Below are 26,026 nucleotides of genomic sequence, written 5' to 3' on the forward strand. Positions count from 1 at the left end.
TAATGTGTGGATTTGCTTTAAGTTATTATAAAGTCACACATTTTCGCGGACGATCGGAATTTACATTTTTGCTAAGTCGCTGTTTTAATTGAGGCTTGGAGCGAAATGTTAGGGATTACATATTAGCTAACATTATTGCTTACATCGTTTTTCGATGTAAGCCACAGTTCGTACATAGCCGCGCAAAATAAACTCGTTAACCGACTAATGCTAAATATTGCTGAAGGGGTAACGAGTATGAACAAGCGAACAACTGACGCATTGCTTAAAGAAATGCGCCAACACATCAGGCGATTGCCGAAAGCAGAAAAAATTGAGCTGGCTGAAAAACTCCTGCAAATTGCTTCGACGGCAATAAATTGGCTGCGGGAAGACGACAAAGGTGGCACAACAGCTTCGCGCCGACGCAAGCTGCAAGGACGGGAAACCAAGCTGGATGCGAACAAACCTGTTTCGCCAGTAACTGTTGCTGAGCCGCATAAGCCAAAACCGATGAAATACAAAGGCAAGCACAGAGATGACTAAGTGCGCAGTAGTGCGTGTTTATGACGTGCTGTCCCAAAACGAGTTAGTGCATACAGCTGAAGACTTTGGTGTGAATTGGTGCGGCAAATGCAAGAGCTGGTATGCGGAGCGTAAACACGCTAGGCGCGATTTTGGCGTTGCAGCTGCTACAGCGTGCTATCGCGCTATTCACCATAAACTTGAGCAAGTGCGCAAAAGCAGACTTCGTATCGGCGCTGTGCTTGATGATGAAGTTGAAGCACTTGAAGCAGCACGTGATTTAGTGCAGCGCTATCTGCTTGAGCATCACAGCATCTCAGCTGTTTTGGTTGATGAAAAGCACGAGCTTGTTTGAATTGGTATCTGGAATCAGTTTATCCGTTCTTTTATTTAAAGGCTCAAAAGTCTTTTGAACGCTTAGGCTGTGATTTGAGTATACTAAAGATTAGCAACAGCCTAACGGCGTCACTTCTAATATATCTCAAGTTATAGCCCTCTAGTGCCGTCAGCATCGCCGCGTCGCACCGTGTGAAGACAATCACTCGTGCTTAAGAAATGGGCTTAGTGCCATAGTTTGCTTTAACGAGCCGTCGCAAATATCGCATTTGATCAAAATCGGATGCATTCATCGACACTGTATTTGTGTAGCTAAGCTGCGGGTTAAATGTGTCTTGTTTAAGCTGTCCATATTCATGCAGGCAATACACGCTAGCCGCGTGTTTGTTGCGTATAAGCTCAACTCTTGATGTTGCACAGCTTTCGTCAAAGCTGCTCCAAAGCGTCTTAAGTGTATTGCAGAAAGTTGTAGTGCCGCCAAAGCTTTTGAAGGCAACGTGAAAGTGTGTGTTAAAACCACTCTTTCCGTAGTGCTTAAACACAAAGCGTTCAATACGCCTTCCAAGCTTGCATTCTGTTTTCCCCAAAAACGTCCTGTCTGCTTTGTTCAAGAATACCCGCAAAACTTGCTCTGCTTGTGCATCGCTAATGTCGTAGCCATTCGCAAATTTGAGCGTGGCAAACACGTCTACGTCAGAATTTCGTATCCAGTTTATGTATTGATTTTGTATGTCTTGATTGCACGCTAACACCGTTTACTCCGCTTGCTTTTATTTATTTATCCTTAGCGCGCTAAAGTGAAGTTTTTTGATTTTGATCGTCCAAGCTACTGCTAGAGCTTAATATTTTTTGAGCCGCTGAAATTTGGAGGACAAAATGGCTTTATTAGACGAACTCAAGCTCACAACATACGAGCCGGGCGCATTCTCAAACCCCGTTTCTAATCGTCGGCACAAGTTCGCAGCAAAGATTGACGAGCAAATTAAGCTTGCTGTTGATCCAGATTATCAGCCTAAAAAGCTAATCTGGCGTGAAGATGCACACGGTAATAGGACGCGCGTTGAAATGCCAAAACGTATTAAACCATGGTGGAGTCAAAGTCCGGACGGAACTGTGCTTTTGACATTGCGCTACGGCAGTAAAGCTTTGGAATTAGCTAAGGGTAAGAATGCTGTTGAAGTGTTGAGTAAAGAAGACGTGGAAGGAACGTTGCGTAAAATAAAACTGGCTGTTTTGGCTGGTGAATTTGATGCTCTGCTTGAAAAGCACATAGTCAAAAAGAAACCGATAGAAGCAAATAAAAGCTGAGCAAAAACAATGAGTTAAATGTTATGCAATTGTTATGCACAGCTGCATGTGTATGATAATGCATTGTTATTATTGAATAAATCGCAATCCGTTTGATTTCAAGCACTGCCACGGGCGGCTCGCCTAGCGTGAGCCGACGGGCGGCGGCCTTCTGACCCGACATTACAAGCCCTAAAGACTCCGCGGGGCTGCCACATAGCGGCCTCTTTCCGGGGGTAGGTTCCTGCTGACCTATTCCAGGTGTGGAGGAATGTTATGTCCAAGGTACGGCGTTTTATCACCGCTGGCGGCACCCTGTTTTGCGCCCTCGGCATCGGCTTTTTGATGCAGACCAATGCCAAGCAAGACAAAGAAGCCACCCTCGCACCCGAACCGGTGGAAGCCAGCCTGTTGCAGGACGAGGTCAGCCCGGCTGACCCCTCGGGCAGCGATCATGTGGAGATTTCCGATATCCAACTGACAGCGGCGACCGGGGTGACCCCGCCCAAGGCCGCGCCTCAACCAAAGACCCTTCCCGAGATCGCGATCACCCGCGCGGCCTTTGATCCCGCGACCGGAGCTGAAACACCCGTTGGCGACCTTCCCAAGGAAGAACCCGCACCGGAATTTTCCTGTGAGTTCAACCTGACAGCGACGCCCGCTGCCGCCGCCATGGTGACCCTTGACCTTGAAGCCCCCTGCATGGTCAACGAGCGCTTCACCCTGCATCATAACGGCCTGATGTTCACGGCAGCGACCGATCAGGACGGCATGAGCCGAATGACCGTTCCTGCGCTGTCCAAGCATGCTGTCTTTATCGTGGCCTTCGCCAATGGCGACGGCGCGGTGGCCAACGCCGAGGTGTCGTCGGTAGAGTATTACGACCGCTATATCGTGCAATGGCAGGGGCAGTCCGGCCTTCAGGTGCACGCCCTTGAATATGGTGCAACCTATGGCGAGGACGGCCATGTCTGGGCCGATGCCAAACGTGACATGGGCATCGCCGCGCGCGGCGAGGGCGGCTTCATCATGCGGCTCGGCGCGCGGGACATGGAAAACGCACGCATGGCTGAAGTCTATACCTTCCCGACGCTCACGGCGCAAAAGCCGGGCGAAATCGACCTGAGGCTCGAAGCGGCGGTGACGCGCGCAAACTGTGGCCGCGATATCGAGGCGCAAAGCCTGCATATTTCCGGCACGCAGGCCCCTGTCGCCAGCGATTTGACGCTCGCCATGCCCGAATGTGACGCTGTTGGTGATTATCTGGTGTTGAAAAACATGTTCAATGACCTGAAGATCGCCCGCAACTGATCCGCAGTATTCGGGGGCACCCAGATGTCATTGGTACGTGCGGCGTTTCGCGCCGCACTTTTTCTTTTTTGCATGGCGACAGCCGGGCTTGCACAGGATGTGACGCTGACCTCGCGGGATGGCGATGTCGAGATCTCCGGTAACCTTCTTGGCTTTGATGGCGAGTTCTATCGCGTTGACACGGTTTATGGCGAATTGACCGTGGATGGCTCGGGCGTCCTGTGCGACGGGCCGGGATGCCCGAACCTCGAGAACTATGTCGCACGGGTGACCCTGTCCGGGGCGCCGGTGATTGGCCGGGTTCTCATGCCCGCGCTGCTTGAGGCCTTCGCCATCCGCAACGACTATGGGCTGGAGCGGATTTCGGATGAGGACCGAGGCATCACATATGCCCTGAGCGATGGCAAATCCGGTCGCCTGATCGGGGAGTTCACCTTTCGCCTGACCAACACCGACGAGGGTTTCGCCGATCTTCTCGCGAATGAGGCAGACATGGTGATGTCACTCCGCGAGGCGCGCCGGAACGAAGTGCGCCGCGCCCGCGACGCCGGCTTGGGAAACCTTGAGGCCCGAGGTCGCAGCCGGGTTCTGGCGCTTGACGCCTTGGTTCCCGTGGTGGCGCCCAGCAACCCGGTACAGGCGATCACCGTGCCCGATCTGGCGCGCGTTCTGGCCGGGGAAATCGACAACTGGCGCGATCTGGGTGGCCAGAACGCGCCGATTGCCGTGCATCTACGCGATGCGCGCTCGGGCCTGGGGCAGGCGACTGTCAACCGCCTGCTTGGGCCGCTGCGCAAACCTCTTGTCCAGAGTGCCATCCGGCACGACGATACCCCCAGCCTCATCCGCGCGGTCACAGAGGACCCGTTTGCAATTGGTGTGACCAGCCATTCGGAAACCGGAAACACATGGGAGCTGGCTCTGAAGGGGGATTGCGGATTCGCGCTGCGGGCCACGCGACGTGCGGTAAAGACCGAGGATTACCCACTGACCGCGCCGCTGTTTCTATACATGCCCGCGCGGCGCTTTCCCAAGCTGGTGCGCGAATTCCTGTCCTACATGCGAGACCCTTCGGCGCAATTGGTGATCCGGCGGGCGGGCTTTGTTGATCAATCCCCCGAAGAGATCGAGATCAACGCCCAAGGGGATCGTTTCGCTAATGCCATCGCCCGCGCCGGAAGTGAGGTTGGCCTGCGCGAGTTGCAACGCATGGTCAAAACACTGGCCCCTCTGCGACGGTTGACCACAACCTTCCGGTTTGAGGCGGGGTCTGCCCGGTTGGATGCGCAATCGCGCTCCAACGTGCGGCAACTGGCCCGCGCACTTGAGGTGGGGCTTTACGATGCGCGGCGCCTCGTCTTCGTAGGGTTCAGCGATGGCGAAGGCCCCGCCGCCGCCAATCGCGATATTGCCATGCGCCGCGCACAAACGGTGCGCGATGCCGTGACCACAGCCGCCGAAACCGCCAACCTTGCGCGCATACAGCTTGAGGTCGAAGCCTTTGGCGAGGCGATGCCCATGGCCTGCGACGACAGCGCATGGGGCCGCCAAGTCAACCGCCGGGTCGAGGTCTGGGTGCGCTGACCGGCCAAGGGCCAAGGATTTTGCAAAATCCTTGCAAGCGGTTTCCAAACCGCTTGCCGGCCCTCACAAAAAACCTTCGGCGCGAAAGCTCAACTCGCAGGATTTGCCGATGATGATGTGATCGTGCAGCGTCAGGCCCAGCGCCTCGGCGGCGGCGCCGATTTGCGCCGTCATGGCGATGTCAGCCTCTGACGGCGTCGGGTCGCCGGAGGGGTGATTATGCACCAAGATCAGCGCGCTGGCATTGAGATGAAGGGCGCGTTTGACCACCTCGCGCGGATAAACCGGCACATGATCCACCGTACCCTGCGCCTGTTCCTCATCGGCGATAAGGACGTTCTTGCGATCAAGGTAAAAAACACGAAACTGCTCGGTCTCACGATGCGCCATGGTGGTGTGGCAGTAATCCAGCAGGGCATCCCAGCTTGAGATCACCTGCCGCTGCAAGACCCGCGCCCGCGACAGGCGGTGCGCAGCGGCCTCGATGACCTTCAATTCGCAAATCACCGCCTCGCCCACGCCAGACACCTGTGCCAAGCGTTCCTTCGGGGCCGAGAGCACGCCGTTGAAATCCCCGAACTGATCCAGAAGCGTGCGCGCCAGTGGCTTTACATCCCGCCTGGGGATGGCGCGAAACAGGACAAGCTCCAAAAGTTCGTAATCCGGCATGGCCTGTGCGCCGCCGTCCAGAAACCGCGCGCGCAACCTTTTGCGATGATCCTTGATATAGGAGGGCAGCGCCCCGCCACCCATGACCGGCGCGGCGGGGGCTTCGTCGCTTTCGAAAAGCGGCAGGGGCATCTCGGAAAAGGCGTTTTGCTGCGACATGGGAAAACCCTGCCGCAGCGAGATGAACGAAGGGTTAACGCAGGGCTTAACTGGCGGCTTTCATCAGCCCCTCATCCTGCAACCGCGCATGCGCGGCATCCAGCGCCTTGGTGGCGCGTTCGATCAGCGTGTCGATCTCGGGCTTGGTGATCACCAAAGGCGGCGAAATCACCATGCGGTCGCCCACATGACGCATCACCAGATTGTTGGCGAAACACGCCTCGCGGCAGATCAACCCGGCGGTTCCCACATCGGCGGCGAACTTGGCGCGGCTGGCCTTGTCCGGCGTCAGGGCGATAGAGCCCATGAGCCCGACAATCTCGGCCTCGCCCACCAGCGGGTGATCGACCAGACCTTCCCATTTTTCTTTCAGGTACGGCGCGGTGTCCGATCCGGCCCGCTCGACAATGCCTTCCTCGTCCAGAATACGCAGGTTTTCCAACGCCACGGCACAAGCCACGGGATGACCGGAATAAGTGTAACCATGCGCAAACTCGCAGGCGTTCATCACCTCGGCCACCTCGTCACAGACGATCGAGCCACCGATTGGCGCGTAGCCCGAGCTTAGCCCCTTGGCGATGGTCATGATATGCGGGCGGATGCCGTAGGTTTGCGAGCCGAACCACTGTCCGGTCCGGCCAAAGCCGCAGATCACCTCGTCCGCGATCAGCAGGATACCGTATTTGTCGCAAATCCGCTGGATCTCGGGCCAGTAGGTCTCGGGCGGCACGATCACACCGCCCGCCCCTTGAATCGGCTCGGCGATAAATCCGGCAACGCGGTCTTCGCCCAATTCCAGAATCGCCTCTTCCAATTCCTGCGCCCGGGCAAGGCCGAATTCCTCGGGGGTCATTTCGCCTGCCTCGGCCCACCAGTTGGGTTGGTTGATGTGGTGAATATCAGGGATCGGCAGCCCGCCTTGCGCATGCATCCCCTGCATCCCGCCAAGGCTGGCGCTGCCGACAGAGGACCCGTGGTAGGCGTTCTTGCGGCTAATGATGATGTTCTTGTCGGGCTTGCCCTTCTGCGCCCAATAGGTGCGCACAAGGCGGATATTGGTGTCATTCGCCTCGGACCCAGACCCGGCATAGAACACGTGGTTCAGATCACCCGGGGCAAGTTGCGCCAAGCGTTCCGAAAGCGCGATCACCGGTACATGGGTCGTCTGGAAGAAGGTGTTGTAATAGGGCAGTTCCTTCATCTGCCGGGCGGCGGCTTCGGCCAGTTCTTCGCGGCCATAGCCGATGTTCACGCACCACAGCCCGGCCATGGCATCAAGGATTTCGTTGCCGTCGCTGTCGGTCAGGGTGACGCCCTTGGCGCGGGTGATGACACGCGCGCCTTTCGCGTTCAACTCATCACCATGGGTGAAGGGGTGCATGTGGTGCGCGGCATCCAGCGCCTGAAGTTCGGCGGTGGGCATATGGTTGGTGATCAGGGTCATGACCGGGCCTTTCGGGATCAGGGTTTCGCGGTAAACGGGCCATGCGCGGCCCTTTTGCCCCAGAATATGATCAAATTAATCCCTGTCAATCGAATCAGCGTCATACCTCGGGATCATCGAGTGACTGGCGCACTTGCTCCATTCCCTGGATCACATCTTCGCGGATCGCCCTGGCCGCACCCTCGGCATCGCGGGCGCGCATCGCTGCCATCAGCTCCTTGTGTTTGTCGGGTAAATTTTGCGTTCCCATCCGCCCGCAAACCACCCGGAGTGACGGCCCGAACCGCAACCAAAGACCATCTGCCATATCCGCCAGAATAGGTGCCGCCGCGAGGTCATAGAGCCGCTTGTGGAAGCGGTAGTTCGATTCCAGATAGCCGCGCAAATCGCCCCGCGTGATCGCCGTATCAAGAGCGGCGTCCAACTCTTCCAGATGGTCAAGGTCTTCAGGCGATGCACGCTCGGTCGCGCGCAGGGCCAGATGCGGGTCAAGCCATTGACGTGCAAGTATTAATTCGCTCACATGATCGGCTGTCAAAAACGGCACGCAAACCCGTCTGTTGCCCTGGAACTCCAGTGCGCCCTCAGCCGTCAGACGGCGGATCGCCTCGCGTACCGGGGTCATGCCAGCCCCCGTTTGATCGGTCAGGCCCTGAATGGTCACCGCCTGCCCGGGCGCAAGATCACCGAACAGCACCAAACCTCGCAATTGCCGGTAAATGACCTCATGCGCGGGCAGCCGCCTTCCCGGCGCAGGATCAGCGGTTAAATTCTGTGCAACTTTGGTCATTGTCCGGGCCTTTGCGCGCATTGCGAAACTGTCATTGCTTGCGAGTTTATCCACTGCATGAAAACATTACCATATTGCCATCGGCGGATATTTTTGATCAAATCTGCCATCAAGGTATCACAAAGATGCCATCCAACGGGAGACCAAGTATGAGAAACCTGATTCTGACCGCAACCGCCACCCTGGCCCTTGGCGCAATGACCGCGCAGGCCGAAGAGGTGCGCGTGTACAACTGGTCCGACTATATCGACGAAGACCTGCTGACCAAGTTCGAGGAAGAAACCGGCCTCGATCTTATCTACGACGTCTTCGACAGCAACGAGTTGCTGGAAACCAAGATGCTGGCCGGTGGCTCGGGCTATGACGTCGTGGTGCCGTCCGGCACCTTCCTGCAACGTCAGATCACGGCAGGTGCGTTCCAGAAGCTGGACAAGTCGCAGCTTCCGAACCTCGACAACATGTGGGACGTGGTGCAAGAGCGCACCGCCGCCTATGACCCCGGCCATGAGTATTCGATCAACTACATGTGGGGAACCACCGGAATCGGCGTGAACGTCGGCAAGGTGAAGGAAATCCTTGGCGAAGACGCCCCGATCAACAGCTGGAGCCTCGTGTTCGAGCCGTCGAACATGGAAAAGCTGGCAGACTGTGGCGTACACTTTCTTGACGCCCCGGCCGAGATGATCCCCGCGGCGCTGAACTATATCGGGGAAGACCCCGATAGCCACGATCCGGATGTCATCGCCAAGACCGAAGAAATCTACATGGGCATCCGCCCGCATATCCAGAAATTCCACAGCTCGGAGTACATCAATGCACTGGCCAATGGCGATATCTGTGTCGCCGTGGGCTGGTCGGGTGATATCCTTCAGGCCCGTGACCGCGCGGCCGAGGCCGACAACGGTGTCGAAGTGGCCTATCACGCGCCGAAAGAGGGCGCGCAGATGTGGTTCGACATGATGGCGATCCCCGCCGATGCCCCCAACCCCGAGGGCGCGCATACCTTCCTGAACTTCATCATGGATGCGCAGAACATGGCGGCGGCGTCGAACTATGTGTACTACGCCAACGGCAACAAGGCCTCGCAGGAATACCTTGTGGACGACGTGATCAACGATCCGGCGATCTATCCGGATCGGGAAACGCTGGACAACCTGTTCACCACCACACCCTATCCGGCCAAGGTTCAGCGGGTTGTCACCCGCCTCTGGACCAAGATCAAATCGGGCACCTAAGCCCATTTCCCGGCCCGCGCGACACACCTCGCGCGGGCCGCTTTCCTCTTGAGGTGGGGCAGGTATGAACCAATCCGTTTTCGAACCCTGGAACGACCCAAACGCCAAGCCATTGATCCAGTTCAAGGGCGTGACCAAGCGGTTCGGTGAATTCACCGCGATCGACAACCAGACATTCGACATCTACGAGAAAGAATTCTTTGCCCTGCTGGGCCCCTCGGGCTGTGGCAAGACCACCATGATGCGCATGCTTGCCGGGTTCGAAGCCCCCACCGAAGGGCAAATCTGGCTGGACGGGCAGGATATTGCCCCGATCCCCCCTAACAAGCGCGCGGTGAACATGATGTTCCAAAGCTACGCGCTGTTTCCGCATCTGTCGGTCTGGGACAATATCGCCTTTGGGCTGAAACGCGATGGCTTGCCGCCTGATGCCATCGGCGACCGGGTGGGCGAAATGCTCAAACTCACCCGGCTCGAGAAATTCGCCAAACGCAAACCGCATCAGATTTCCGGCGGTCAGAGACAGCGCGTGGCGCTGGCCCGCAGCCTTGCCAAGGCGCCAAAGCTATTGCTGTTGGACGAACCCCTTGGCGCACTCGATGCCAAGCTGCGCCAAGATACGCAGTTTGAACTGATGGATATTCAAGAAACCACCGGCACCACCTTCGTCATCGTCACCCACGATCAGGAAGAGGCGATGACCGTGGCCAGCCGCGTGGCGGTGATGGACGATGGCCGCATCATGCAGGCCGACACCCCCGCCAATATCTACGAGATGCCCAATTCAGTCTATGTCGCAGATTTCATCGGCGATGTGACCATCATCGAAGGCACCGCCACCCGCAACGGCAACGGCTACGACATCGCTTTCGCCGAAGGGCAGCCCAGCCTTCATGCCGAAAGCGAGATCGACCTGACCGACGGCAGCCGCGCAGCCCTCGCCATCCGGCCCGAAAAAGTCTCTATTTCTGCGGAAAAGCCGGAAAACACACGCAATGCCCTACAGGGTAAAATCCTCGATATCGCCTATCTGGGGAACCTTTCGACCTATCACGTCGAACTGCCCACCGGGCAGATCGTCAAGGCGCAAGCCGCCAATACCCGCCGCCTGTCGCGCCGGTCCTTCACTTGGGAAGACGAGGTCTGGATATCCTGGACGGATACCGCGGCCGTCTTGCTGGAGGCCTGAGCGATGCGTCGCGTTGTCCTCATCGCGGTGCCCTACCTGTGGCTTCTGGCACTGTTCCTAGTGCCCTTCATCATCGTCCTGAAGATCTCGCTCAGCGACTATGCCCTGTCGATTCCGCCCTATACGCCCAAGCTGGATTTCGCCGCGGGGTGGGAAGGGATCAAAGCCTTCTTCAGCGCGCTGGATTTCGAAAATTTCACCTTCCTGACCACCGATGATTTGTACTGGAAGGCCTATCTGTCCTCGGTGCAAATCGCCGCAATCGCCACGCTCTGCACGCTGCTGGTAGGCTATCCCATCGCCTATGGCATGGCCAATGCCCCCGATCACTGGCGACCGACCCTGATGATGCTGGTGATCCTGCCGTTCTGGACCAGTTTCCTGATCCGGGTATATTCGTGGATGGGGATTCTTTCGACCGAAGGCTACCTCAATCAGCTTCTCATCGGCATGGGGCTGATTTCCGAGCCGCTGACGATCCTCAACACCAATACGGCGGTCTATATCGGCATCGTCTATACTTACCTGCCCTTCATGATCCTGCCCATCTATGCCACGCTTGAGCGGATGGACGCCTCCCTTCTGGAAGCCGCCGAAGACTTGGGCTGTTCGCGGATTCAGGCCTTTTGGCTTGTCACCCTTCCCCTGTCGCGCAACGGCATCATCGCGGGCTGCTTTCTGGTCTTCATCCCGACAATTGGCGAGTTCGTGATCCCTGCGCTTCTGGGCGGGTCCGACACCCTGATGATCGGCAAGGTCCTATGGGAGGAATTCTTCAACAACCGCGACTGGCCGGTGGCAAGCGCTGTGGCGGTGATCCTGCTGCTGATCCTGATCATCCCGATCATCCTGTTCCAGCGCAATGAACAAAAACAGCGGGAGGCCGAAGGATGAGGATCACGTCACAGCCGAAATCTTCAAAAGATTTCGGACCGATTACTTTTCAAGAAATCGGCACGCCGGAGGCCATCGCATGAGACGCTTCACATGGTTCAACGCAACCTCCCTTACGCTGGGCTTCGCCTTTCTCTACCTGCCGATGGTGATCCTAATCGTCTACAGCTTCAACGCCTCTGAACTGGTCACTGTCTGGGCGGGGTTCTCCACAAAATGGTATGGTGAGCTTCTGCAAAACGAGGCTTTCCTCGACGCCGCTTGGGTCACGCTTCAGGTCGCGGTCATAAGCTCCACCATCGCCACAGTCCTTGGCACCATGGCGGCCTATGTGCTGGTCCGGGCCGGGCGCTTTGCGGGGCGCACGCTGTTTTCCGGCATGATCTATGCGCCGCTTGTCATGCCCGAGGTGATCACCGGCCTGTCGCTTCTGCTGCTCTTCATCGGCATCGGGCTGGACCGTGGGGTGCTGACCATCATCCTCGCCCATACGACATTTTCCATGTGCTATGTCTCGGTCGTGGTCTCCTCGCGGCTGGTCAGTTTCGACCGCTCTTTGGAGGAGGCCGCCCTCGACCTTGGGTGCACCGCGATGGAGGCCTTCCGCCTTGTCACCCTGCCGATCATCGCCCCCGCCGTGATCTCGGGCTGGCTTCTGGCCTTCACCCTGTCGCTTGACGATCTGGTGATCGCGTCCTTCACCGCAGGCCCCTCGGCCACCACCCTGCCAATCAAGATCTGGTCCTCGATCCGCCTTGGGGTCAGCCCCGAGATCAACGCGCTCTCGACGCTGCTCATTGCGATTGTCGCCGTGGGGGTGATCACCGCCTCGCTGATCACCAAGCGCGCGGCCCTAAGGCAAGAGGCCGAGGAACGCGCCGCCATCCGCGCATGAGGCGGGTTTTTCCAGCCCATGCCTATTCCGAGGCCCCCCGCACCGGGTGTTTTTGGGCTGAAACAGTCTCTGATATAGCCTATTCCAAGGCCAATGGCCGCCTCACCTGCGACGTGGCGGTGATCGGCGCGGGGTTTACCGGATTATCGGCGGCCCTGCATCTGGCCGAGGGGGGCGCGGATGTGGTTGTTCTTGAGGCCGAACACCCCGCTTGGGGCGCTTCGGGGCGCAATGGCGGCTTTTGTTGCTTGGGTGGATTTGGCGCACCCGATGGCGTCATCGCCCGCCTGCATGGCGAAGCGGCCCGGGTCGAGGCCCGTCAGACCGAGATGGCCGCAGTTGGCACCGTGGATGCCCTCACCACGCGGCTTGCCCTCGACGTTGATCGCCATTCCAAAGGCGAAACCGTCATGGGCTTCACCGAAAAGTCGCTGCATGAGTTCGAGCGCGAAGCAGAGCGCATCCACTCCGACCTCGGCATTGCCCCCGCGATTCACCAAAACGACGATCTGGCCGGGCTTGGCATGTCCGGCCCCTTCCACTGCGGCATGACCACCCCGGTGGGCTTTGGCCTCAACCCGGCGAAATACGCCCTTGGCCTTGCCGAAACCGCCAGCGATGCAGGCGCCCGCATCTTCGCCCATAGCCCCGTGCAGCGTATCGACCACGGGCCGGGTTTCACCCTACATACCGACGCCGCCCAAATCACCGCCAAGCGCCTGATCGTGGCGACCAACGGCTATTCCTCCGACGACCTGCCCAAGTGGATGCGCGCACGCTACCTGCCCGCGCAATCCAACGTGCTGGTCACCCGCACCATGAGTGACGAGGAAATCGCCGCCCAAGGCTGGTCCACCGATCAAATGGCCTATGACGAACGGTTCTTCCTGCATTACTTCCGCCTGATGCCAAACCGCCGGTTCCTGTTCGGCATGCGCGGCGGGCTTTTCTCCTCGCCCAAATGGGACAGGCGGATGCACCGCACCATCCGGCAGCATTTCGACCGCATGTTCCCCGCATGGGCGCATATCGACACACCCTACAGTTGGAATGGCCTCCTGAGCCTGTCGCGTGACATGACCCCTTATTGCGGCCCGATCCCCGAAATGCCCGGCGCCTTCACCGCGCTTAGCTTTCAGGGCAACGGCGTCGCCATGGCCAGCCACGCAGGGGCCATCCTTGCCGATCTGGCCCAAGAAAAAGCCCCTAGCGCCATGTACCCCGACATCATGCGCAAAGCGCCCCGCCGCTTCCCTCTGGGCCAGTTCCGCCGCGCGTGGCTCTGGCCGCCCTATGCGCTGGCTCATCTGACAGGAAATTAAAGCGTTTCCAGTTTACCTTGACTCAAAGTGCATCACCAATGTCGCGAGAAGGCCGTAGGCCTGGCAGGGTATTGGTGATGCAACAATAACTGGAAACGCTCTAACCCTGCGGCGTGCGGATCGCCCGCGCCTTATCGCGCTTCAGCCCCAAGTGCCGCTCCCGCAGGATAATGATGATCCCCGCAAGGATCACCAAACCGGCCCCAAGCAGCATCGGCCCGGTCGGCACCTCGTCGAAAATCACATAGCCGATGACGAGGGCAAACAGCATCGAAGCATAGTCAAACGGCGCAATCACGCTGGCATCCGAGAACCGATAGGCCGAAGTCAGGAAAATCTGTGCCGTGCCGCCCAAAACCCCGGCCAAAATCAAGTAAACAGTCTCTAACCCACCCGGAAGCGCCCATCCAAAGGGAATGGTCAGCAACGACAAGAGGGTCGAGGTCAGCGAGAAATAAAAGACGATCGCGCTGGTTTCTTCGGTCGCCACCAGCTTGCGAATGTAGATCTGCGCCAAGGCGGCACAGACCGCGCCCAATAGTACAAGAACCGCACCCACCGCCTGCGCGGTTTCCACCGTCGGGCCGGAAAGTGTGCTCAATCGCGGCGACAGAACGATCAAGACCCCAACAAGGCCCAACCCCACGGCACCGATCCGGAAGAGCCCAACGCGCTCATCCAAGAACATCGCGGCGAAAACCACCGTCAACAGCGGCGCGGTATAGCCCAGCGCCGTGACCTCGGGCAACGGCAAGAGGCCCAAGCCGGCAAACATCAACCCCATCGCCGTGGTCCCCACCACCCCGCGCCAGAAATGCCCCATGGGCGATTTCACCTTCAGCCCGGTGCGCAGATCCCCGCGCAGGGCCAGCCATGTCAGGATCACGGGAATGGCAAAGAACGAGCGAAAGAAGACCGCCTCACCGGGCGGAACAGTGTCTGATGCGGCCTTGATCAGGGCCGACATCACGACAAACAGCATCACGGAACAGAGTTTCAGGGCAATGCCCTTGAAGGGACTCATTGGCACATCTCCTAGTGCCCAATCCATGCGCCTGCCTGCGCAAAAGGTCAATCACCCGCGCGGCATCCAATACACAAAGAAAAGCCCTGCGTGACGATCACGCAGGGCTATTGGCCAAGCGCTTCTCAGCCCTCACGGGGCCTTCGTCGCGCTGAACGCCGTCAGGCGTGAAAAGCGGCTCTATTCCGCCGCATCCCGCTTGGGCAACACCCAATCGGGGCGCGGGAAATGGCAGGTATAGCCATTGGGGAACCGCTCAAGATAATCCTGATGCTCAGGCTCCGCTTCCCAGAAATCGCCCACCGGCTCCACCTCGGTCACCACCTTGCCGGGCCAGATGCCACTGGCCTCCACATCGGCAATCGTATCCAGCGCCACCGCCTTTTGCGCGTCATTGCAATAATAGATGGCCGAGCGATAGCTTAGCCCCACATCGTTCCCCTGCCGGTTCAGGGTCGTCGGATCATGGATCTGGAAAAAGAACTCCAGCAACCTCCGGTAACTCATCCGGTCGGGGTCGAACATCACCTCAATCCCCTCGGCATGGGTGCCGTGGTTGCGATAGGTGGCATTGGGCACATCCCCCCCAGTGTATCCCACACGGGTGGAAATCACCCCATCCATATCGCGGATCAGGTCTTGCATCCCCCAGAAACAGCCACCGGCCAGAACTGCACGTTCGCTCATCTCACGTCCTCCACTTGATCCAGATAATCGCCGTAGCCTTCGGCCTCCATCTCGTCGCGATGGATGAACCGCAAGGCGGCGGAATTGATGCAATAGCGTAGCCCGCCCCGGTCTTGCGGCCCATCGGGAAAGACATGCCCAAGGTGGCTGTCGCCATGGGTGCTGCGCACCTCGGTTCGCACCATCCCGTGGCTGGTATCGGTCAGCTCATTTACATGCGCGGGCTCGATCGGCTTGGTAAAGCTCGGCCAACCACAGCCCGACTCGTATTTGTCGGACGAGGCGAACAAAGGCTCACCCGAGACCACATCCACGTAAATCCCCGGCTCCTTGTTCCCAAGGTACTTGCCGGTGCCGGGACGCTCGGTGCCATTCTCTTGCGTCACCCAATACTCTTCGGGGTCCAGCGCCGCGATGACATCGGGGTTCTTCTCGTATTTCGGCATTCGGCCCTCCATGCCCTGTTCACTTATAAAGATGGGGCTGAGGGCCAAATATGAAAGGGTTCACCCACTCTCGCCCACATTCTCTGCAAAGGATTTCTTGAAGGCCTGCTGCTGATCGGCGCTCGCCTCGGTTTGATATTTGTCCTTCCACTCGTCATAGGGCATGCCATAGAAAATCTCGCGCGCCTCGTCCTTGGACATCTCGATGCCGCGCTCATTCGCGGCCTCTTGATACCAGCGCGACAGGCAGTTGCGGCAAAACCCGCCAAGGTTCATCAGGTCAATGTTCTGCACATCGGTGCGCTTTTCCATCAAATGCTCACGCAGCGTGCGGAATGCAGCGGCTTCCAATTCGATACGAGTCTGGTCGTCCATGGGTTTCCTCCTGTCTTTGGTCACAACATGCGCTTGGGCGCGAGCGGGTTCAAGCCGTCTTGATTGACTTCAGCACAAGCCGCCGCATCTTGACTCCCACTGACCGGAGGCTTGATGCGCTTATTTGCGACCCTGATCCTTATCACCACGCTCTCGGCCTGCACCCCCGGCGCGCCACGCTCGGGCGGGGATATCCTGATGATCGGCGATTCCGTTTTGGCTTGGAACCGTACATCAGGCCGTGATGTGGGAACCGCCCTTGGCGCAAGCCTTGATCGCACCGTCACCAATCGCGCCACCCCCGGCGCACAGATCCGCAAGCGTGGCTTTGCCTCCGCCCTTGGGCTTGGCATCCCCGACCAACTGGTCATGCGACCGTGGAACTGGGTGGTGATGAACGGCGGGGCCAATGACCTCGGCTTTACCTGCGGCTGTACCCGTTGCGACGGGGTGATCGAGGCGCTGATCTCCCGCGATGGGACGACCGGGGATATCCCCACCCTGATCAACCGCGCCCGGTCCACCGGGGCCAAGGTGCTTTGGATGGGCTACTACCGCGCCCCCAACTCCGGCAGCTTCCAAGGCTGCCGCCCCGGTCTTGTCGAAATCGAACGCCGTGTCGCAAGGCTCGCCCGCACAAGCTCCGGCGTCTTCTTTGTGGACTCCGAAGATGTCATCGCGCCGCGCGACCCATCGCTCTACGCCGCCGACGCAACGCACCCCTCGCCCAAGGGATCAGCGGTGATCGGCCAATACCTCGCGCAAACGATCAAGGCGAATTGAAGCGTTCCGCCTTTAACCTGCGGCATCAGCGAAAGGCGGAACGCGGGCAACGATTGAACGGAGCACTGCGTTTCGCGAAACGCTTTAGATCGCCGCCTTCAGGCTTTCATCTAGGTAAATCTCGCGCAGCCGCTTGGCCACCGGCCCCGGCACCCCATCGCCAACGGGTGTGCCGTCAATCTCCACCACTGGCATAACAAAGGCACTGGCCGAGGTGACGAAGCCCTCGTCGGCCTCTTTCGCCTCGTCGATGGTGAAAGACCGCTCTTCCACCTCCATCTGCGCCTCTCGGGCAAAGCGCAGCACAGCGGCGCGGGTGATCCCGTGCAGAATATCATTCGAAAGATGACGGGTGATGATCTTGCCACCCTTCACGATATAGGCGTTGTTGCTGGTGCCCTCGGTAACAAAGCCATCCTCGATCATCCAGGCATCATCGCACCCGGCGGCCTTGGCCATCATCTTGCCCATCGACGGGTACAACAATTGCACCGTCTTGATATCCCGACGACCCCAACGCACATCGTCGATACTGATGATCTTCAGCCCCGTCTCGGCCTGCGGGCTATTGGCAAGGCCGGGCTTTGATTGGGTGAACAAGACCACGGTGGGTCGGGTGGTCTCGGCATCGGGGAAAACGAAATCCCGGTCGCCATCGCTGCCGCGCGTGACCTGAAGATAAATCAAGCCATCGTCGATCCCGTTCCGCGTCACCAATTCGCGGTGGATCTCCAGCAGATCATCAAATTCCGGCGGCTGCTTCATGTCCAGCTCATTGAGCGAGCGTTCCAACCGCTTTGCATGACCCGCGAAATCAATCAGCTTGCCACCCAGCACGCTGGTCACCTCGTAAACCCCATCGGCCATCAGGAACCCACGGTCAAAAATCGAAACCGTCGCCTCCCCTTCCGGCAGGTACTCGCCATTCACGTAAACGGTTCGGGTCATGTCAGTCTCCTCAGCCCCAGAGCGCCGCATCGGGCGGATGCACCCCGGCCTCATCAAATGTCAAAGCGTTGTCCCGGTCTTCGGCCAGAAGAAGCGGCCCGTCAAGGTCTGTGACCATGGCCCCCTGCGCCACCAATGTCGCAGGCGCCATCGCCAAAGAACTGCCCACCATGCAGCCCACCATCACCTTGTATCCTTCGGCCAAAGCGGCCTCGCGCAGGGCAAGCGCCTCGGTCAGCCCCCCGGTCTTGTCCAGCTTGATGTTGACCACATCATATTTGCCCTTGAGGTGCGGCAGGCTCTCGCGGTCATGGCAGGACTCGTCGGCACAAACCGGCACGGGCCGCTCCATCCCGATCAGGGCCTCGTCGTCCCCTGCGGGCAAGGGTTGCTCCACAAGGCTCACCCCCAACCGCACCAGATGCGGCGCCAGATCGGCGTAAACTTCCGCCGACCAGCCTTCATTGGCATCGACGATAATCCGCGCCTCGGGCGCGCCCGCGCGCACCGCTTCCAAGCGCGGCATGTCATCCGGCGTGCCCAGCTTGATCTTGAGCAAGGGCCGATGCCCATGCTCCGCCGCCTGCGCGCGCATCGCCTCAGGCTCATCCAAAGACAGGGTATAGGCCGTCACCTCCGGCCCCGGCGCGGGTAACCCGGCCAAGTCCCAAACCCGCTTGCCCGCGCGCTTGGCCTCCAGATCCCACAGAGCGCAATCCACCGCATTACGTGCGGCCCCAGCGGGCAACAAACCCTGCAACGCCGCCCGGTCAAAGACCTCGGGCAACCCTTCGATCTCTGCCGTCACACTGTCCAAGGTCTCGTCATACCGCGCATAGGGCACACATTCGCCCCAGCCCGTCACGCCATTGTCACTCACCCGAACGGTCAAAACCTCGGCCTGCGTGCGCGAGCCTCGGCTGATGGTAAACACCTGCGCCAGCCGAAACACATCGCGCGTCACTGAAATATCCATGCCCCTGCCCTTTCTTCTTGGCCAAAATACTCCCGCCGGAGGCATCCGACGGCAACCAATAGCACCAAGGTCAGATCACAGGGCAGCCAGCGCATCCACCAGTTTGCCCGACCCAAAGCGATAGGGGTCGGTGGCCGGCAGGCCCATGCGCTCCTCGACCTCGGCCAAATAGGCCTTGGCCTCATCCTCGCCCATATGTTGGGTGTTCACCGAAACCCCAACCACTTCACAACCCGGGTTGGCAATCCGTGCCAAGGGCAGCGCGGTGTCGCGCAGCTCTTCCAGCGTGGGCAGGGTGTAATCGGGCAGGCCCCGCATATGCGCGCGCGTCGGCTCATGGCACAGGATCAGCGCATCGGGCTGACCGCCATGAATAAGCGCCATGGTCACGCCCGAGAACGAGACATGAAACAGGCTCCCTTGCCCTTCGATCAAGTCCCAGTGATCCTCGTCATTGTCCGGGCTTAGCCATTCGACCGAGCCGGCCATGAAATCGGCAATCACCGCGTCCAACGGCACACCATCCCCGGTGATCAAAATGCCCGTCTGCCCGGTGGCGCGGAAGGTGGCCTTCATGCCGCGCTCCTTCATGTCGCGCTCCATCGCCATGGCGGTATACATCTTGCCCACCGAACAATCGGTCCCCACTGGCAGGCACCGCTTGCCGCGCCGCTTCTTGCCATCGGCAATCGGGTACTCCACTTCCGGCACCCGCACGTCATGCAAAGAGCGGCCCGTCGCCTCGGCCACCGCCACAAGGTCCGGCTCGTCGCGCAACAGGTTGTGCAGGCCCGCGGCAAGGTCAAAGCCTTCCTCCAGCGCGGTGACCAGAACCTTCTTCCACTCCTTGGAAATCACACCGCCCCGGTTGGCCACGCCAATCACCAGCGTCTTGGCCCCCGCGGCCTTGGCCTCGGCCAAGGTCATATCCGTCAAGCCCAGATCGGCGCCACAGCCCTCAAGCCGCAACTGCCCCACGGCATTCTCGGGTCGCCAATCCCGGATACCGATGGCCACTTTAGCGGCCAGCATATCGGGCGCATCACCCAAGAACAGCAGATAAGGGGTCTCGATCATCGACATGGCAGCACCTCTCGCAGGGGAATCAATGTTTCATGGCAGTTTGCGATGCAAATGCTGCGAAATCCTACGGAAATCCCACACAGGCGCAAGAATGGCGCAAATATCTGCTAAAAGTTTTGGCTCATTGCGAAGTTTCTTCCATTTCTTCGGCCAAAACCTCGGCTTGCAACATCCCCGGTTGCGCCATGCCGATCACACCAGTCGGCACCACCTCGCCGGTTTCTTCCGGCGCCTCGCTGCGCACACGCCGCGCCAGCGCAATCAGGGCCACAACAAGCCCAACCGCCACCACGACCATGGGCAAGCCCTTGCCGCCCGCCATGGGCACCACGTTCGGCCCGATCAGGATGCCTGCCACCTGCCCAAGCTGCATCAAAAACGCCATCGTGCCGCTGGCTGGCACGATCTGCCCGGCACTCAACTGGTCATTGGCGTGGGCGGCAAGAATCGAATAAACCGGCAGGGTCGCCGCCCCGATCACGGCAAAACCCACCACGATATGCCCCGGCGCGCTGTCCAAAACCATCCACATGGCCGCCAAGGCACTCACCCCGGCAAGGCCGATCACCACGTAACGTCGGTCCATCTGGTCCGAGATCCAACCCACCGGGTACTGCACCACCGCCGCCGCGATCATCGCCACCACCAAAACGCCCGAGGCCTGTGCCTCACTGAAGCCCGCCTGCAAAGCGTAAAGCGGCAAGGCGATGAACCACGCCGAAACCCCCGTCGCCATCACCACGATGCCCAACACCGCCACCGGCGAAACCTTGTAAAGCCGCTTCACCGGCATCCTGTCGGGCACCGTGTAATCCGGTGCGCGCACGCCCGACAAAAGCAGCGGCACAATCGCCACCGACAACAGGATCGACGACAACCCAAACAACAGCGTCCCCGACGGGTCGGGAATACCCACCATGGCCGTCCCTAGGGCCGGACCCGCCGATTGAATGATGAAATAGACCGACAAGACCTGCGCCCGGATGCGGTTCTCCGCCTTGGCGTTCAGCCAAGACTCGCTAATCACGTAAAGCCCCGGAAAACAGAACCCCGCCAAAAGGCGCATCGCGCTCCAACTGTAAGGGTCACTGGTCAGAAGGTGGGCAATCGCCGCCACCGACACCATCGAGGCCAGCGCCGAAAACACCCGGATATGCCCCACCTTCTCGATCAACCTTGGCGTCAGGATGGTGCCCGCCAAGGCCCCCAATGGGTAACAGGCCTGCATGATCGAAATCGACAATTCGGAAAAGCCAAGGGTGCTGGCCCGGATCGTCAACAGCGTCACCAACAGCCCGTTGGCCACCATCAGCATCAGCATCCCCAGAAACAGGGGCCAATTGTCAATCAAAGCACGTCGCATACCCCATGGCTGCCACGCTTGGAAAGGCCGCGCGCTTCTGTTCCCGACGAAAAATGGTCGCATCGAAACCAGTTTGCGCAAAGAAGGCCGCAAGGCCTGATGAGCGCGCGGCCTGTTAATCCGCTGCACTGCCGCATTCGGCACCGACGGAATACCGACGCAATACCGACGTTTTGCCGACCGGGGTTCTTTCGTGATTTCAGGGCGTTAACCGCGATTCGGCACAGAGTGCCAACTGACACGATGCTGCACTGCGTCACAAAACCGGGTTGCAGGTAGGTATGCAATTATATACCGCTGACGCGACCGTTCTTGAAACTTTTGAAAAGGTGTCCGAGATGAGCTTCCGCCTCCAACCCCCCGCCCCCGCACGCCCCAACCGCTGTCAGTTGTTCGGCCCGGGCTCGAACACCAAGCTGTTCGAGAAAATGGCCGCCAGCGCCGCCGATGTGATCAACATCGACCTCGAAGATTCCGTCGCCCCTTCCGACAAGGACGTGGCCCGCGAAAACACCATTCAGGCCATCAACGATGTCGACTGGGGCAACAAGTACCTCAGCGTCCGGATCAACGGCCTCGATACCCCGTTCTGGTACCGCGATGTGGTTGACCTGCTTGAAAAAGCTGGCGACCGCCTTGATCAGATCATGATCCCCAAAGCCGGCTGCGCCGAAGACATTTATGCCGTCGACGCACTGGTGACCGCGATTGAGGCCGCAAAAGGCCGCTCCAAGCGGATCAGCTTCGAGGCGATCATCGAATCCGCCGCTGGCATTGCCCACGTCGAAGCCATCGCCGCCGCCAGCCCCCGGATGCAGGCCTTGAGCCTCGGTGCGGCGGATTTCGCCGCCTCCATGGGCATGTCCACTACTGGAATCGGCGGCACGCAGGAAAACTACTACATGATCCGCGAGGGCGAGAAATACTGGTCCGACCCGTGGCACTGGGCGCAAACCGCCATCGTCGCCGCCTGCCGCACCCATGGACTGCTACCGGTCGATGGCCCTTTCGGCGACTTCTCGGACGATGACGGTTTCCGCGCCCAGGCGCTGCGCTCCGCCACCCTCGGAATGGTTGGCAAATGGGCCATCCACCCCAAGCAGATCGCCCTTGCGAACGAGGTCTTCACCCCCACCACCGAGGCCGTGCAAGAGGCTCGCGAAATCCTGCAAGCCATGGAAGAGGCCAAGGCCCGTGGCGAAGGGGCAACCACCTACAAAGGCCGCCTTGTCGATATCGCCTCGATCAAGCAGGCCGAGGTGATCGTCAAACAGGCCGAGATGATAGAGGCCATGTAAGCCGCTGCAATAGCACATGAAAAACCCCGGCGGCCCAAGGCTCACCGGGGTTTTCTTTTCTCTATCGCCCAGATCAAGCCGCCGTCGGCAGGATCACGATCTCGACCCGGCGGTTCTGGCGCTTGCCTTCCTCGGTCAGGTTGGAGGCCACCGGCTGGTTCTCACCCCTGCCATAAGTCTGGATGCGCTCAAAGGCCACACCACCATCCATCAGCACATCCGCCACGGCATTCGCCCGCCGCTCGGAAAGCGCTTGGTTATAGTTGGCCGAGCCCGTGTTGTCGGTATGGCCAACCACCTGCACCGTAGAATCCGGATAAGACCGCAGATTATCCGCCACCGTCAGCAGATCAGACCGCAGCCCCGGATAAACCGTGGAGCTGTCCACGTCGAACAGGATATCCTGCGGCATGGTGACGATCAGGCGGTCACCCGTGTTGGTGATCTGCACATCGTCGTTGTCCAACTGTTGGCGCAGCTCGGCCTCTTGCCGGTCCAGCGCATTGCCGACGGCCGCGCCACCCGCAGCGCCCACAGCGCCACCAATCACCGCGCCCTTGGCCTTGTCATCGCTGACCAAGGCGCCAAGCCCTGCCCCGATCACACCACCAAGCACCGCACCACCTTTCGTGTTCTGGCGCGGATCGTCGCCCACCCGCGCCGGATCAGTACAAGCCGTCACCGCCAGAAGGGACAGACCCGAAAGGGCCAGAATAGTCTTTTTCGCTCGCATCGTATTTGCCTCGTGAAATGATGCCCAAACGCTCGGGCTTAAGGGCAAAATAAGCAACCGCCGCGCATTCCCCAAGCTGAATCAACGGGGAAATCGGCGGCATTTCGCGCATACTGACCCGGCCTAGGCCTCAGCCCGGGCACTTTCCCAAGCCAATATGGCCCGTTTGACCGGCAAACCCCAATGATAGCCGCCCAAGGCCCCCGACTTGCGCAGGGCCCGGTGGCACGGGATCAGGAAGCTGACCGGATTGCGCCCAACGGCGGTGCCCACGGCGCGCACAGCGCGCGGGTTGCCGATAGCCTGCGCGATATCGGAGTAGGTGGTCACATGCCCCGATGGGATTTGCAGCAAGGCTTCCCACACCTTGATCTGGAAGGGCGCACCGATCATGTGCAGCACCGCTTCGCCGCGGCCCGCAAAGGCGGCCTCGACCCATGGGGCAATTGCCTCGGGCAGCTCTTCGAACCGCGCCCCGGGCCAGCGTCCGGACATATCCTCCCATGTCCAATCGCGGCCGAATTCGCCCGTAAAGGCAAGGCCACACAACCCGCGATCTGTCCCCATGGCCAATGCCTCGCCAAAAGGACTGTCGAACCAACCATAGCGAATGGTCAGGCCCGCACCGCCCCGGGCATACTCGCCGGGGCTCATCGCCTCCCACCGCAGGAACAGGTCATGCAATCGCCCGGTCCCCGACAGCCCCGCCTCATGCGCCGCCTCGAGAACCGTGTGCCGTTCGGCCAACAACGCCTTGGCATGACCAAGCCGCAGATATTGCTGATACCGCTTGGGCGAAACACCCACCCAAGCCGAAAACACCCGCTGGAAATGCGCCGGGCTCATATCCATCCGTGCCGACAACGCCTCAAGCGACAGCGGCGCCTCCGCCTCATCCATCAGATCAAGCGCCCGGCGCATGACGTTATAATGATAGGTTTGCTCTGATCCAGCTTCTGACATCGCGGGTCCTCATGTCTGTTGACCATCAGATTAAGCGCCCCACGCCCCCACTGCGACCCGAATGTTGCGCATCCTCACCTTTCGGGGCATATGGGTCGCCATGGCAAAGCAGCTTGATTACCACACGATCCGCGAGATCTTCACCCGCTTTCACGCGGCCGAACCCGAACCCAAAGGCGAGTTGGAGCACGTCAACGCCTATACGCTTGTCGTGGCCGTTGCCCTATCGGCACAGGCCACCGATGCTGGCGTCAACCGCGCCACGCGCGAGCTGTTCAAAGTCGCTGATACCCCGCAGAAAATGCTGGATTTGGGCGAGGACGGCCTGATCGAGCATATCAAAACCATCGGCCTTTACCGCAACAAGGCCAAGAACGTGATGAAGCTGTCGAGGATCCTTGTCGAGGAATACGACGGCATCGTTCCCAACTCTCGCGCCGCCCTGCAATCGCTTCCCGGCGTCGGCCGGAAAACCGCCAATGTGGTGCTGAACATGTGGTGGCACTACCCGGCGCAGGCAGTCGATACCCATATCTTCCGCGTCGGCAACCGCACCGGCATCTGCCCCGGCAAGAACGTCGATGCGGTGGAACGCGCCATCGAAGACAATGTGCCGGTGGATTTCCAACAACACGCCCACCATTGGCTTATCCTGCACGGGCGCTATCACTGTAAGGCCCGCAAACCGATGTGCCCTACCTGCATCATCCGCGAGTTCTGCCAATTCGAGGAAAAAACCATATGACGAAATACCAAGCCGTCGGCATCGGCAACGCCGTGGTCGACGTGATCTCCCAAGCCGACGACCATTTCCTGACCCGCATGGGTATCGACAAGGGCGTCATGCAATTGGTCGAACAAGAACGCGGTGAGTTCCTGTTCGACCAAATGCAAGACCGCACCCAGATGCCCGGCGGCTCGGTCGCCAATACCATCGCGGGGCTGGGGGCCTTGGGCCTTAAAACAGGCTTTATCGGCCGCGTGCATGATGATGAACTGGGTCATTACTACGCCAATGCCATGACCGACGAGGGTATTGATTTTGTCAATTCGCCCGTGCCCAACGGCGAACTGCCCACCTCGCGCTGCATGATCTTCGTGTCGCCCGATGGCGAACGCTCGATGAACACCTACCTCGGTATTTCGTCAGAGCTTGGCCCGGATGACGTCGACGATGATGTGGCCGGTGCGGCGGAACTGCTGTTCCTCGAAGGCTACCTCTTCGACAAACCCAAGGGCAAAGACGCCTTCCAAGCCGCCGCGCGTGCCTGCCGCGCAGGTGGCGGCAAAGCGGGGATTTCCCTGTCTGACCCCTTCTGCGTTGATCGCCATCGCGGCGATTTCCGCAAGCTGCTAGGCGAGCTGGATTTCGTCTTGGGCAACGAACACGAATGGAAATCGCTCTTTGAAACCGATGATCTGGGCGCAGCACTCGAACAAGCCGCCAGCGAAAGCGGCCTCATCGTCTGCACGCGGTCTGGCCACGACGTGGTGATCACCGAAGGTGACGACAGTATCAGTGTCCCGGTCAGCCCCATCGCCCCGCTCGACACCACCGGCGCGGGCGATCAATTCGCCGCCGGGTTCCTGTTTGGCATGGCCAGCGGCGCGCCATTGGACGTAGCCGGGCGCATGGGCTGCATCGCCGCGGGTGAGGTCATCACCCACTACGGCGCAAGGCCACAAGCGGATGTGAAGGCACTTTTTGCCGCCGAAGGCCTGATCTGA

At 59.6% G+C, this 26,026-nt stretch carries 28 protein-coding genes; 14 read left to right on the forward strand and 14 right to left on the reverse strand.

Features of this window, described 5'->3' with window-relative positions; genetic code table 11:
* Positions 1-237 precede the first annotated feature (237 nt).
* Entirely contained in the window at positions 238-525 is a 288-nt protein-coding gene (locus QZ498_RS00710; RefSeq protein WP_294619208.1) for a hypothetical protein, read from the forward strand.
* A gap of 10 nt (positions 526-535) precedes the next feature.
* Positions 536-859 (forward strand): hypothetical protein, encoded by a 324-nt coding sequence (locus QZ498_RS00715; protein WP_294619210.1) that lies wholly within the window; start codon positions 536-538, stop codon positions 857-859.
* Between the two features lie 193 nt (positions 860-1,052).
* On the opposite strand, the gene QZ498_RS00720 is transcribed toward QZ498_RS00715, so the two are convergent.
* The gene (locus QZ498_RS00720) at positions 1,053-1,526 is read right to left on the reverse strand and encodes a hypothetical protein (RefSeq protein ID WP_294619212.1); all 474 of its coding nucleotides are present in this window, start codon (positions 1,524-1,526) and stop codon (positions 1,053-1,055) included.
* A gap of 190 nt (positions 1,527-1,716) precedes the next feature.
* On the opposite strand from QZ498_RS00720, the gene QZ498_RS00725 reads away from it, so the two are divergent.
* The 3 genes from QZ498_RS00725 (at position 1,717) to QZ498_RS00735 (ending at position 5,022) form a co-directional block, all read left to right on the forward strand.
* On the forward strand, positions 1,717-2,148 hold the full coding sequence (locus QZ498_RS00725) for a DUF6641 family protein (RefSeq protein ID WP_294619214.1): 432 nt from the start codon (positions 1,717-1,719) through the stop codon (positions 2,146-2,148).
* Positions 2,149-2,403: 255 nt separating this feature from the next.
* Positions 2,404-3,438: a hypothetical protein gene (locus QZ498_RS00730; RefSeq protein WP_294619216.1), complete on the forward strand. Its 1,035-nt coding sequence runs from the start codon at positions 2,404-2,406 to the stop codon at positions 3,436-3,438.
* Between the two features lie 24 nt (positions 3,439-3,462).
* Positions 3,463-5,022, forward strand: a complete 1,560-nt coding sequence (locus tag QZ498_RS00735; protein ID WP_294619218.1) for a phosphate ABC transporter substrate-binding/OmpA family protein — start codon at positions 3,463-3,465, stop codon at positions 5,020-5,022.
* Between the two features lie 63 nt (positions 5,023-5,085).
* Here the strand turns inward: QZ498_RS00735 and radC are convergent, their stop codons facing one another.
* The 3 genes from radC to QZ498_RS00750 form a co-directional block, all read right to left on the reverse strand.
* Positions 5,086-5,850, reverse strand: a complete 765-nt coding sequence (gene radC / locus QZ498_RS00740) for a DNA repair protein RadC (protein ID WP_294619220.1) — start codon at positions 5,848-5,850, stop codon at positions 5,086-5,088.
* Between the two features lie 46 nt (positions 5,851-5,896).
* On the reverse strand, positions 5,897-7,294 hold the full coding sequence (locus tag QZ498_RS00745) for an aspartate aminotransferase family protein (protein WP_294619222.1): 1,398 nt from the start codon (positions 7,292-7,294) through the stop codon (positions 5,897-5,899).
* Between the two features lie 100 nt (positions 7,295-7,394).
* Positions 7,395-8,084, reverse strand: coding sequence for a GntR family transcriptional regulator (locus tag QZ498_RS00750; protein ID WP_294619224.1), 690 nt, complete (start codon positions 8,082-8,084; stop codon positions 7,395-7,397).
* A 149-nt stretch (positions 8,085-8,233) separates the two neighbouring features.
* Here QZ498_RS00750 and QZ498_RS00755 point away from each other — a divergent pair, with 149 nt between their 5' ends.
* The 5 genes from QZ498_RS00755 (at position 8,234) to QZ498_RS00775 (ending at position 13,619) form a co-directional block, all read left to right on the forward strand.
* Complete coding sequence (locus QZ498_RS00755; RefSeq protein WP_294619226.1) at positions 8,234-9,319, forward strand: polyamine ABC transporter substrate-binding protein; 1,086 nt, start codon at positions 8,234-8,236, stop codon at positions 9,317-9,319.
* A 64-nt stretch (positions 9,320-9,383) separates the two neighbouring features.
* A complete protein-coding gene (locus QZ498_RS00760) occupies positions 9,384-10,508 on the forward strand; it encodes an ABC transporter ATP-binding protein (RefSeq protein ID WP_294619228.1) in 1,125 nt (374 codons plus the stop codon).
* Positions 10,509-10,511: 3 nt separating this feature from the next.
* On the forward strand, positions 10,512-11,402 hold the full coding sequence (locus QZ498_RS00765) for an ABC transporter permease subunit (protein ID WP_294619230.1): 891 nt from the start codon (positions 10,512-10,514) through the stop codon (positions 11,400-11,402).
* A gap of 79 nt (positions 11,403-11,481) precedes the next feature.
* On the forward strand, positions 11,482-12,297 hold the full coding sequence (locus tag QZ498_RS00770) for an ABC transporter permease (protein ID WP_294619232.1): 816 nt from the start codon (positions 11,482-11,484) through the stop codon (positions 12,295-12,297).
* Positions 12,294-13,619, forward strand: coding sequence for an FAD-binding oxidoreductase (locus tag QZ498_RS00775; protein WP_294619234.1), 1,326 nt, complete (start codon positions 12,294-12,296; stop codon positions 13,617-13,619). The genes QZ498_RS00770 and QZ498_RS00775 overlap by 4 nt, the downstream gene beginning before the upstream one ends.
* A 100-nt stretch (positions 13,620-13,719) precedes the next feature.
* On the opposite strand, the gene QZ498_RS00780 is transcribed toward QZ498_RS00775, so the two are convergent.
* From QZ498_RS00780 to QZ498_RS00795, 4 genes are all read right to left on the reverse strand, one after another.
* The gene (locus tag QZ498_RS00780; RefSeq protein ID WP_294619236.1) at positions 13,720-14,643 is read right to left on the reverse strand and encodes a DMT family transporter; all 924 of its coding nucleotides are present in this window, start codon (positions 14,641-14,643) and stop codon (positions 13,720-13,722) included.
* Positions 14,644-14,823: 180 nt separating this feature from the next.
* Entirely contained in the window at positions 14,824-15,330 is a 507-nt protein-coding gene (gene msrA, locus QZ498_RS00785) for a peptide-methionine (S)-S-oxide reductase MsrA (protein ID WP_294619238.1), read from the reverse strand.
* Positions 15,327-15,776, reverse strand: a complete 450-nt coding sequence (gene msrB, locus QZ498_RS00790) for a peptide-methionine (R)-S-oxide reductase MsrB (protein ID WP_294619240.1) — start codon at positions 15,774-15,776, stop codon at positions 15,327-15,329. Before msrB ends, msrA begins: the two co-directional genes overlap by 4 nt.
* Before the next feature lie 60 nt (positions 15,777-15,836).
* Entirely contained in the window at positions 15,837-16,151 is a 315-nt protein-coding gene (locus QZ498_RS00795) for a DUF1244 domain-containing protein (protein WP_294619242.1), read from the reverse strand.
* 114 nt (positions 16,152-16,265) lie between these two features.
* Between QZ498_RS00795 and QZ498_RS00800 the strand changes: the two genes are divergently transcribed.
* Entirely contained in the window at positions 16,266-16,934 is a 669-nt protein-coding gene (locus QZ498_RS00800; RefSeq protein WP_294619244.1) for an SGNH/GDSL hydrolase family protein, read from the forward strand.
* Between the two features lie 84 nt (positions 16,935-17,018).
* Here QZ498_RS00800 and QZ498_RS00805 read toward each other — a convergent pair whose 3' ends face one another.
* The 4 genes from QZ498_RS00805 to QZ498_RS00820 form a co-directional block, all read right to left on the reverse strand.
* Positions 17,019-17,882, reverse strand: a complete 864-nt coding sequence (locus QZ498_RS00805) for a D-amino-acid transaminase (protein ID WP_294619246.1) — start codon at positions 17,880-17,882, stop codon at positions 17,019-17,021.
* A gap of 10 nt (positions 17,883-17,892) precedes the next feature.
* A complete protein-coding gene (gene dgcA, locus QZ498_RS00810; protein WP_294619248.1) occupies positions 17,893-18,858 on the reverse strand; it encodes an N-acetyl-D-Glu racemase DgcA in 966 nt (321 codons plus the stop codon).
* Between the two features lie 75 nt (positions 18,859-18,933).
* Positions 18,934-19,935 (reverse strand): N-acetyltransferase DgcN, encoded by a 1,002-nt coding sequence (dgcN, locus tag QZ498_RS00815; protein WP_294619373.1) that lies wholly within the window; start codon positions 19,933-19,935, stop codon positions 18,934-18,936.
* A 127-nt stretch (positions 19,936-20,062) separates the two neighbouring features.
* On the reverse strand, positions 20,063-21,292 hold the full coding sequence (locus QZ498_RS00820) for an MFS transporter (protein ID WP_294619250.1): 1,230 nt from the start codon (positions 21,290-21,292) through the stop codon (positions 20,063-20,065).
* A 350-nt stretch (positions 21,293-21,642) separates the two neighbouring features.
* On the opposite strand from QZ498_RS00820, the gene QZ498_RS00825 reads away from it, so the two are divergent.
* Positions 21,643-22,602, forward strand: a complete 960-nt coding sequence (locus QZ498_RS00825) for an L-malyl-CoA/beta-methylmalyl-CoA lyase (RefSeq protein WP_294619252.1) — start codon at positions 21,643-21,645, stop codon at positions 22,600-22,602.
* 73 nt (positions 22,603-22,675) lie between these two features.
* On the opposite strand, the gene QZ498_RS00830 is transcribed toward QZ498_RS00825, so the two are convergent.
* Positions 22,676-23,335 (reverse strand): OmpA family protein, encoded by a 660-nt coding sequence (locus QZ498_RS00830; protein ID WP_294619254.1) that lies wholly within the window; start codon positions 23,333-23,335, stop codon positions 22,676-22,678.
* A 123-nt stretch (positions 23,336-23,458) separates the two neighbouring features.
* Positions 23,459-24,298, reverse strand: a complete 840-nt coding sequence (locus QZ498_RS00835; protein ID WP_294619256.1) for a bifunctional helix-turn-helix domain-containing protein/methylated-DNA--[protein]-cysteine S-methyltransferase — start codon at positions 24,296-24,298, stop codon at positions 23,459-23,461.
* 100 nt (positions 24,299-24,398) lie between these two features.
* On the opposite strand from QZ498_RS00835, the gene nth reads away from it, so the two are divergent.
* Together nth and QZ498_RS00845 are read left to right on the forward strand one after the other, a co-directional pair.
* Entirely contained in the window at positions 24,399-25,043 is a 645-nt protein-coding gene (gene nth / locus QZ498_RS00840) for an endonuclease III (RefSeq protein WP_294619258.1), read from the forward strand.
* Positions 25,040-26,026: an adenosine kinase gene (locus QZ498_RS00845; protein WP_294619260.1), complete on the forward strand. Its 987-nt coding sequence runs from the start codon at positions 25,040-25,042 to the stop codon at positions 26,024-26,026. Before nth ends, QZ498_RS00845 begins: the two co-directional genes overlap by 4 nt.

Source organism: uncultured Roseovarius sp. (assembly GCF_913057115.1).
Classification (GTDB): domain Bacteria; phylum Pseudomonadota; class Alphaproteobacteria; order Rhodobacterales; family Rhodobacteraceae; genus Roseovarius.

What these genes read in the sequence shown, in the direction of transcription:
- QZ498_RS00710 (WP_294619208.1), top strand. Translation starts at nt 238, where the DNA reads ATGAACAAGCGAACAACTGACGCATTGCTTAAAGAAATGCGCCAACAC.
- QZ498_RS00800 (WP_294619244.1), top strand. Translation starts at nt 16,266, where the DNA reads ATGCGCTTATTTGCGACCCTGATCCTTATCACCACGCTCTCGGCCTGC.
- QZ498_RS00745 (WP_294619222.1), bottom strand. Translation starts at nt 7,294, where the DNA reads ATGACCCTGATCACCAACCATATGCCCACCGCCGAACTTCAGGCGCTG.
- dgcA (WP_294619248.1), bottom strand. Translation starts at nt 18,858, where the DNA reads ATGGATATTTCAGTGACGCGCGATGTGTTTCGGCTGGCGCAGGTGTTT.
- radC (WP_294619220.1), bottom strand. Translation starts at nt 5,850, where the DNA reads ATGTCGCAGCAAAACGCCTTTTCCGAGATGCCCCTGCCGCTTTTCGAA.
- QZ498_RS00755 (WP_294619226.1), top strand. Translation starts at nt 8,234, where the DNA reads ATGAGAAACCTGATTCTGACCGCAACCGCCACCCTGGCCCTTGGCGCA.
- QZ498_RS00845 (WP_294619260.1), top strand. Translation starts at nt 25,040, where the DNA reads ATGACGAAATACCAAGCCGTCGGCATCGGCAACGCCGTGGTCGACGTG.
- msrB (WP_294619240.1), bottom strand. Translation starts at nt 15,776, where the DNA reads ATGCCGAAATACGAGAAGAACCCCGATGTCATCGCGGCGCTGGACCCC.
- QZ498_RS00725 (WP_294619214.1), top strand. Translation starts at nt 1,717, where the DNA reads ATGGCTTTATTAGACGAACTCAAGCTCACAACATACGAGCCGGGCGCA.
- nth (WP_294619258.1), top strand. Translation starts at nt 24,399, where the DNA reads ATGGCAAAGCAGCTTGATTACCACACGATCCGCGAGATCTTCACCCGC.
- QZ498_RS00775 (WP_294619234.1), top strand. Translation starts at nt 12,294, where the DNA reads ATGAGGCGGGTTTTTCCAGCCCATGCCTATTCCGAGGCCCCCCGCACC.
- QZ498_RS00750 (WP_294619224.1), bottom strand. Translation starts at nt 8,084, where the DNA reads ATGACCAAAGTTGCACAGAATTTAACCGCTGATCCTGCGCCGGGAAGG.
- QZ498_RS00770 (WP_294619232.1), top strand. Translation starts at nt 11,482, where the DNA reads ATGAGACGCTTCACATGGTTCAACGCAACCTCCCTTACGCTGGGCTTC.
- QZ498_RS00830 (WP_294619254.1), bottom strand. Translation starts at nt 23,335, where the DNA reads ATGCGAGCGAAAAAGACTATTCTGGCCCTTTCGGGTCTGTCCCTTCTG.
- msrA (WP_294619238.1), bottom strand. Translation starts at nt 15,330, where the DNA reads ATGAGCGAACGTGCAGTTCTGGCCGGTGGCTGTTTCTGGGGGATGCAA.
- QZ498_RS00795 (WP_294619242.1), bottom strand. Translation starts at nt 16,151, where the DNA reads ATGGACGACCAGACTCGTATCGAATTGGAAGCCGCTGCATTCCGCACG.
- QZ498_RS00735 (WP_294619218.1), top strand. Translation starts at nt 3,463, where the DNA reads ATGTCATTGGTACGTGCGGCGTTTCGCGCCGCACTTTTTCTTTTTTGC.
- QZ498_RS00825 (WP_294619252.1), top strand. Translation starts at nt 21,643, where the DNA reads ATGAGCTTCCGCCTCCAACCCCCCGCCCCCGCACGCCCCAACCGCTGT.
- QZ498_RS00730 (WP_294619216.1), top strand. Translation starts at nt 2,404, where the DNA reads ATGTCCAAGGTACGGCGTTTTATCACCGCTGGCGGCACCCTGTTTTGC.
- QZ498_RS00780 (WP_294619236.1), bottom strand. Translation starts at nt 14,643, where the DNA reads ATGAGTCCCTTCAAGGGCATTGCCCTGAAACTCTGTTCCGTGATGCTG.
- dgcN (WP_294619373.1), bottom strand. Translation starts at nt 19,935, where the DNA reads ATGATCGAGACCCCTTATCTGCTGTTCTTGGGTGATGCGCCCGATATG.
- QZ498_RS00805 (WP_294619246.1), bottom strand. Translation starts at nt 17,882, where the DNA reads ATGACCCGAACCGTTTACGTGAATGGCGAGTACCTGCCGGAAGGGGAG.
- QZ498_RS00765 (WP_294619230.1), top strand. Translation starts at nt 10,512, where the DNA reads ATGCGTCGCGTTGTCCTCATCGCGGTGCCCTACCTGTGGCTTCTGGCA.
- QZ498_RS00760 (WP_294619228.1), top strand. Translation starts at nt 9,384, where the DNA reads ATGAACCAATCCGTTTTCGAACCCTGGAACGACCCAAACGCCAAGCCA.
- QZ498_RS00835 (WP_294619256.1), bottom strand. Translation starts at nt 24,298, where the DNA reads ATGTCAGAAGCTGGATCAGAGCAAACCTATCATTATAACGTCATGCGC.